The sequence below is a fragment of the Ruminococcus sp. genome, from assembly GCF_017650195.1.
In the GTDB taxonomy this organism is placed as follows: domain Bacteria; phylum Bacillota; class Clostridia; order Oscillospirales; family Ruminococcaceae; genus Ruminococcus.
Genome location: NZ_JAGCFH010000202.1, coordinates 21,776 through 28,154, shown reverse-complemented (window position 1 = coordinate 28,154; position 6,379 = coordinate 21,776). Strand labels below are relative to the sequence as shown.

At 48.0% G+C, this 6,379-nt stretch carries 4 protein-coding genes; all 4 read right to left on the bottom strand.

Annotated features, from left to right (window positions below; genetic code table 11):
* A partial coding sequence (locus J6U00_RS09440; protein ID WP_296581289.1) for a glycerophosphodiester phosphodiesterase family protein occupies positions 1–1,478 on the bottom strand: 1,478 nt, incomplete at its 3' end.
* Positions 1,479–1,612: 134 nt separating this feature from the next.
* Positions 1,613–2,617, bottom strand: a complete 1,005-nt coding sequence (locus J6U00_RS09435) for a carbohydrate ABC transporter permease (protein ID WP_296581286.1) — start codon at positions 2,615–2,617, stop codon at positions 1,613–1,615.
* Between the two features lie 13 nt (positions 2,618–2,630).
* Entirely contained in the window at positions 2,631–3,560 is a 930-nt protein-coding gene (locus J6U00_RS09430; RefSeq protein ID WP_296581283.1) for a sugar ABC transporter permease, read from the bottom strand.
* Between the two features lie 16 nt (positions 3,561–3,576).
* Entirely contained in the window at positions 3,577–6,375 is a 2,799-nt protein-coding gene (locus J6U00_RS09425; RefSeq protein WP_296581280.1) for a DUF5696 domain-containing protein, read from the bottom strand.
* Positions 6,376–6,379: the final 4 nt, after the last annotated feature.

Sequence of the window (6,379 nt, the reverse complement as noted above, 5' to 3'; positions counted from 1 at the left end):
GAGAAGGAGGTTACATAGCAGGAATTGACTATGCCGTACTCCTCTATAAGCTCCACAGCCTTCTCAGCCGTCTTTTTTGGATCTCCGGATTTCTTTATCTCAATATTCAGCATTATGTCCTTGCCCACCAATTCAAGCACGTCCCTGAACAGCGGTATCTCAGCGTCGTCAAACTCTCCGTCGCTGCCAAACCACGAGCCTGCGGACAGCACTTTAAGCTGCTCGTATGTGCGATTTATAACAAGTCCCCTGCCGTTAGTAGTGCGGTCGAGCTTATCGTCGTGTATTACCACTAGCTGATCGTCAGCCGTAAGCTGAACATCAAGCTCTATGTAGTCTGCTCCGCAGTCCATAGCCGCCTTGAAGGCAGGTATGGTATTTTCGGGAGCCACTCTCGAAAAGCCTCTGTGCGCTGTAACCTGTGTACGAGTTATTATACCAACGTTAAGGCTTACATTTCCCCTTGTCAGTGCTCTCAGGTAGGATATGTTCATCACCGAGCTGACAGCAACTATGCCTGCTACGACAAGGGCGCTCTTTTTCCTGCTGAACTTCTCATATCCTTTGTTGGGCAACACGAGCTTCTCTTCCGTTTCGTCCTTCATGAACTTCTCAGTCAGCAGCCATACTATGGAAGGAGCCGAGAAGAATACCGAAACAGCCACGAAAGCGCTCCATGTATATTTCAGTATCTTAAGAGCCGTTCCGAAAGCCGCATTAGGCTTTGAAAAGCCTTTGACCACAAGCACCGCGATAAAGCTCAAACCAAAGGTTGCGATACCTATGAAAGCCACAATGCCGAGGCTCCACACCAGTGCCGAAAGTATCATTTTCCGACGCTGTCCGTGTATTTTTTCCTTGCTCTTCTTTATGCAATCTCTGAACGGTCTGTCGGTGAGTATAAGATAGTGCAGACTGTAACTAACTCCTATGATAAGGATAATGAACAGCAACTGTATCAGCACGTAGCATACAACAGCCAAAGCCCCGTTGTTTATAACGGAGAATATCCTCCTCAGCACCGGCATGAGGGGCGCCATGAACATACCCGACGACAGCGAGAACTGTGCGAGTGGCATGATAGCCATATACGCAAAAAAGGACAGCCTTCCCTTTCCGCTGAACGCCTTCCGGAATGCTCTCAGTCCAACCCGGAACATACCTGCGGAACGTATCCTCTGCTTTTTGCTGAAGCATGAGAAACAGGCTATGAGCGCAGAAAGCTCCACGAAGGAGAAAAAGGCATAGGCAAAAAGCATCATGATGATAACGACAAGTGTCGAGGGATGCCTTAGGTATACAAATAGGTTTTCATCGTTCAGATAGGTAACTCCCGAAAGCTTCATGGTGAGCTTGAGCAGGAGTGCAAGAACAGGAGTACCCAAAGCCAGCAACAGGAGCTTAAATATAAGCTCGAACACAAGAAAGTGCGGCATAGCTCTCAGGAAAACCACTACAGATCCAATTATCTTTTTCATTTTTTTACTCCGGGTAATCAATATACTACAATTATACGCCCTTTATAGTCTGTTGTCAATATCACCCCGAAAGCTTGCTGAAATATTTTCGTTTCCTCAAAAAAATCCGCCCACAAAAACATGGGCGGATATTATTAGCCGACTATTCCAGAGCGCTCAATGCCTTCCGTAAAATGCTTCTGCATGAATACATACATCAGCAGTACAGGAGCTATGGAAAGCAGACAGCCTGCTTCCTTCCATACTATCTGATCCCTCGGGCTTATTTGTACCGTAGGGTCATTGAAAAGGTTGAGCTTCAGCTCGTTATCGATATTGGTCAGCATAAGGGCTATTGTCTTTGTATTGGTGAAGAAAGTACTGCTTACGTAATAATCGTTCCAGTACCACACCACGGAAAAGAGGAACACCGTCAGCAGAGCCGCCGAGGCATTAGGCAGCATAACGCTCACAAATGTCCTAAGGGGACCGCAGCCATCGATATATGCGGCGTCCTCCAACTCTCTCGGCATACCTCTGAAAAACTGTCTGAAAATATAAATCATAAGGCCTGCACGTATGCCGTTTGCTGTCATGGCAGGCAGATACATGGTCAGCCTGCTGTCGATGAGGTTCAGTGAGAACAGTCCATTTATGCCAAAGTATCTGAACTGAGTATACAGCGGCAGGGATATGACCTGAGCCGGCACGAGTATCATCATTATTACTATGCCGAAAAGCAGCTTCCTGCCTTTGAAATTGAACCTTGCAAAGCCGTAGCCGGTCAACGCACATGAGAATACCTGCACTACAGAGCAGCCTATATTTAGCACGAGGGTGTTCCACATGGTCTCCCAGTAGTCCATAGCCTCCATAGTCTCCCTTATCACCTTAAGGGTGTAATGCCGTGGTATCCACATTACCGTAGGGTCGCTCATATCCGCCCTTTCCCTGAAAGCACAGCTTATCATATACAGCAGCGGATACATGATGACAAAACCAAGACCGATAAGTATCACTGCTCTGAAAAATGGCATCAGCTTATCTGCAAAGGCTCTGCGTCGAAGGTACTCCCTGTCTTCTGCGGAAGCCTTGTTCATGCGCCTGCGTTTTTCCTCTCGCAGCGTTCTTTTTTCGGGTGCAGCCGTTCTGTCCGTCATTTTCCGCACCTCCTCATTCGTTCTCATAGTATATTGATCTGTTTATCAGAGCGGTCACAATGCCTATAGCGGTTATGGCCACCGAAAAGTATATCCACGCCATAGCTGAAGCCTCACCGAAGTCGAACTGACTCCTCATAGTAGAGATACGGTTCATTACGCTGTTCATTGGATTCGTGAAGGAATCTATCACCGTAAAGATAAGATTTGCAAGTATGAATGGACTCACGTATGGGAAAGTTATTTTCCAGAAGTATTCCCATGAAGTAGCACCCTCCATCATAGCCGCTTCTCTTGCAGAAGCAGGGATATTCTGCAAAGCCGCTAGGAAGAGTATTATCTGTATGCCAGAATTCCAGACTATGCCGAAAATATTGTCCGCAACGGTCTTTATGAAACTGCTCATGCTGTCGCTCATACCGTATATGCCGAGGAACTGCATCAGATCTCCCACAAGGTCAGCCGAGAACATAGTGGAGAACTGTTCCGCACCGGTGTTTCCCGTGGAGCTCATATCTCCGCTGATTACTCTGAAAACTGGACCCGTAGCGATTATCACCGGCAGGAAGAATACAGCTCTTGCAAGTGTCCTACCCCTGAACTTCTGATTAAGCAGCACCGCTATGAAAAGTGAGAATATCAGTATGAGCGGTGTCTTCCACAATGTCTCCAGCAACACGCTGCCGAGGTACTCTGTATAGTACGGGTCCTCATTGAGTACGTTCAGATAGTTCTGTATACCTGTGAACTCCGTACGGAGAGCTCCGGGGTCCACTGATACGTCGCAGAAGGAGTACCACAGCGACTTGCCGAGAGGTATGAGGAAGAAAAGGACAGTTCCGATGAGCCACATCCCGATAAAGCCGTAGCCATAAAGTGATTTTCTGCGCTGATACGACATTATCTTCCGTTTCCCGCCGTTTTTTTCAGACTCTGTGCTCAACCCTCTCTCCTCCTTTCTATGATTGCGTGTCCAATGAGATCTTTCCACCGTCCCATTGCACAGTCCTGCCTTCAAGGTCTGTCACGACCCTTATACCATTTGAATATATTGTCGTTATTATGTCTTCGTCTCTGCGGTAGCCGGTGATGAAGCTGTCCGAGACCTCGCTGAGCAGAGGCTCCAGTAGAGCATACTGCTCAGCAGCCTTGCTGGTATTGTACCTGTAGTTCGCATAGTAAAGCTTGTCAAGCTCCGTGTCCTTAAGTACACTAGTCTCCTCGTATATCATATCGTAACTTGGACTGCTTCCGGTGGCAGCCGCCATGAGCAGCAGCATCTCCGGGTCGGGGCTGCCATTTACAGCCTCCGTGGAATAGGGTATAACTCCGTGCATCACGATCTGATAGAAGGGTATATCCTCGTCAAAGAGGTCGAACCTGCTAGAAGACAGCGGCACTCCGGTAATATGACTCACATAAGGCAGAGCATAAGCATTGGCTCCGTCTGCAAGTATGCCACCTTCAAGGCTTTCGTTCACAGCCGCGCACCCATCTTCAATAAGTTTTTCGGCTCCGGCTCTTGATATCTTCTTTTTGCCGTAGTCCCCGTAAAGTGAAGTGGTAAGGCTTGCAAGAGAAACTCCGCTGAGTCCTGCCTTTGAGTAGCTCTCCGCGATACCTCCCAACACCTCTCCATAGCATCCCGGAGACAGCAGGGATAGGTTTTTTCGGAAGCCGTCCGGTATGCCATAAGCCCTGTCATAGCTTACTATTCGAGAATATGAGCCTGATATTCTCACTGCCGTATCAGTAAATGAAAAGTAGCCGTTTCCCGAACGGAAGTCCCTATTGTCAGACACTGGATATAAGCTATAGCCACATTCGTCCAAAAGGTCTGTCAGGTCTCTGAACTCCCTTCTGCCTCCGAGCTTTCGGGAGGGCTTTGCTCCTGTATCCACCTTGTTTTTTATGCCGTCACCTGTCCAGTTGTTGTAGGAAACGACCATATCCTCCACTCCACTGTTCCTTAGGCTGCTAATTATCTCAGCTGCCTGCCCGTATGAGGTAATTGAGGTCTTCATGGACAAAGGTATACCAAAGAGAGGCTTTTTCTTCATGGTCCCGCCGTAGAGGTCAATGTATACGGAAGCACTATCACCTCTGCTCTTCACAGTAACGCCCTTCTCCTCAGTAAGATACTGCCTGTAGCGAGTGGCTATGCCGGTATAGTCCGCATCTTTTCCATATAACGGATAGTACAGCATTTCAATGTCGTCTGATCTTATGCTGCCGCTCTCAAAAACCGTGTACTTGTCATGACTGTTTCCTGACATATAGAAGCTGTCGGTGCCCCGAAGTATGAAAGTAAAACTGCATATATTATAGCTGCTCTTCGACTGCCCCGAAACGTTTGCGGTGAGATAGGCGTTTGAATCTCCCTTAGCTGCAACTGCAAGGAGGGCATTGTCCTCCCTGACTATCCCGTATACCGGCAAGTATATCTGCTCAGTAACTGCTCCCATGTTCTGAGGAACAGCGGTAACGTCATTTCCGTATACACGCTGCTGATATATATTGTTCTGGAAGCAACGCTTGTTGTTAAAGCGTACAAGTGCTCCGCAGCCGTCAGGGATAACAAAATATCCTTCCTCTCTATCAGAGGCTGCCCCGAAGCTACCGAGAACCGTCATTTCGGTAGCTATGTTTGCAGGGTCGCTTTCCACTATTTCCGAAACCCTCACGCTCGCCCTGAAGTGGTCATCCTCTATGGTGTACTCTACAGGCACAGTAAAGCCAGCTTCGGTATAATCGTAGACTACACGGATACCGTTTTCGATATCGCTGACTGTAAGGTTACAGTCCTTCTCGTTAGCCGAACGGAGTATATTATTGCCGGAGCGGCTCATGGGTATGCCGTAGCGGAGCATATTCGAGGAACGGAGCTCGTCAGCGACAAGTCCCGTGGCAAGTCTGTCCTGCGCTGCTTCAAGCGGTGAAGACCACCATATATAGCCATTTTCCTTGTTTTCGATGCCGAAAGAGGCATTCCTGTCATCAACTATCATTCGCAGGCTACCGCTTTCTGCGCCATACCGGTAAGTACCGAGATAGTGTCTACCATCGGCAGTAAGCCATGCAAAGTTGCCGTCAGAGGACTTATACACTCTTTTTCCGTCCTCTGTGCCGCTGTATGAAAAGCTCTTATCCGTGCTCTTCATTTCCCTGTCAAGAAGCTCCAAAGTTTTACCGTCAGCAGATATAAAAGCATAGCTACTGTCAAGGGATGAGACTATCTCCCTGAGCCTTATGACCCTGCTGTAATCCTTGTCAATAATGAGAAAGTATCTGCCTGCCTCGCTAACATAGAGCCTTCCCTCATCGCAGTTGCTACCCTTATTGAAAGAAGCAGCCTTTCCGCTCCTACTGTTGATGATGACCAGCTCTCCTAGCTTTTTCAGTTCGCTTATCTTGTCAGCGATGAGCTGTTGCTCGAGGGTATAGTCCTTTTTGCTCTCTGGTTTTCCACCGACTGATTCCCACATAATATCGTCGTAATCGCTACTTTTGAAGTATACGTCATAACCGTCGCAGGAGCCTATCTTTTTGAGATATTTCTCAGCATCAGCTGCTGAAAGCTCCGCCTTTTCCACGGTCTCAGAGCGCTTTGAAGCTTCTGAATCATCCCCTGTGGCAGTCTCAGCCGCAGTCACTTTATCGGCAGTATTATCCTCACCGTCAGCATAAACGCTGCCTGAGACAGTCATTGACGCGACAGCTAGAAGACATAGCAGCAATCGTTTTAAACTTGTTCCCATAGGC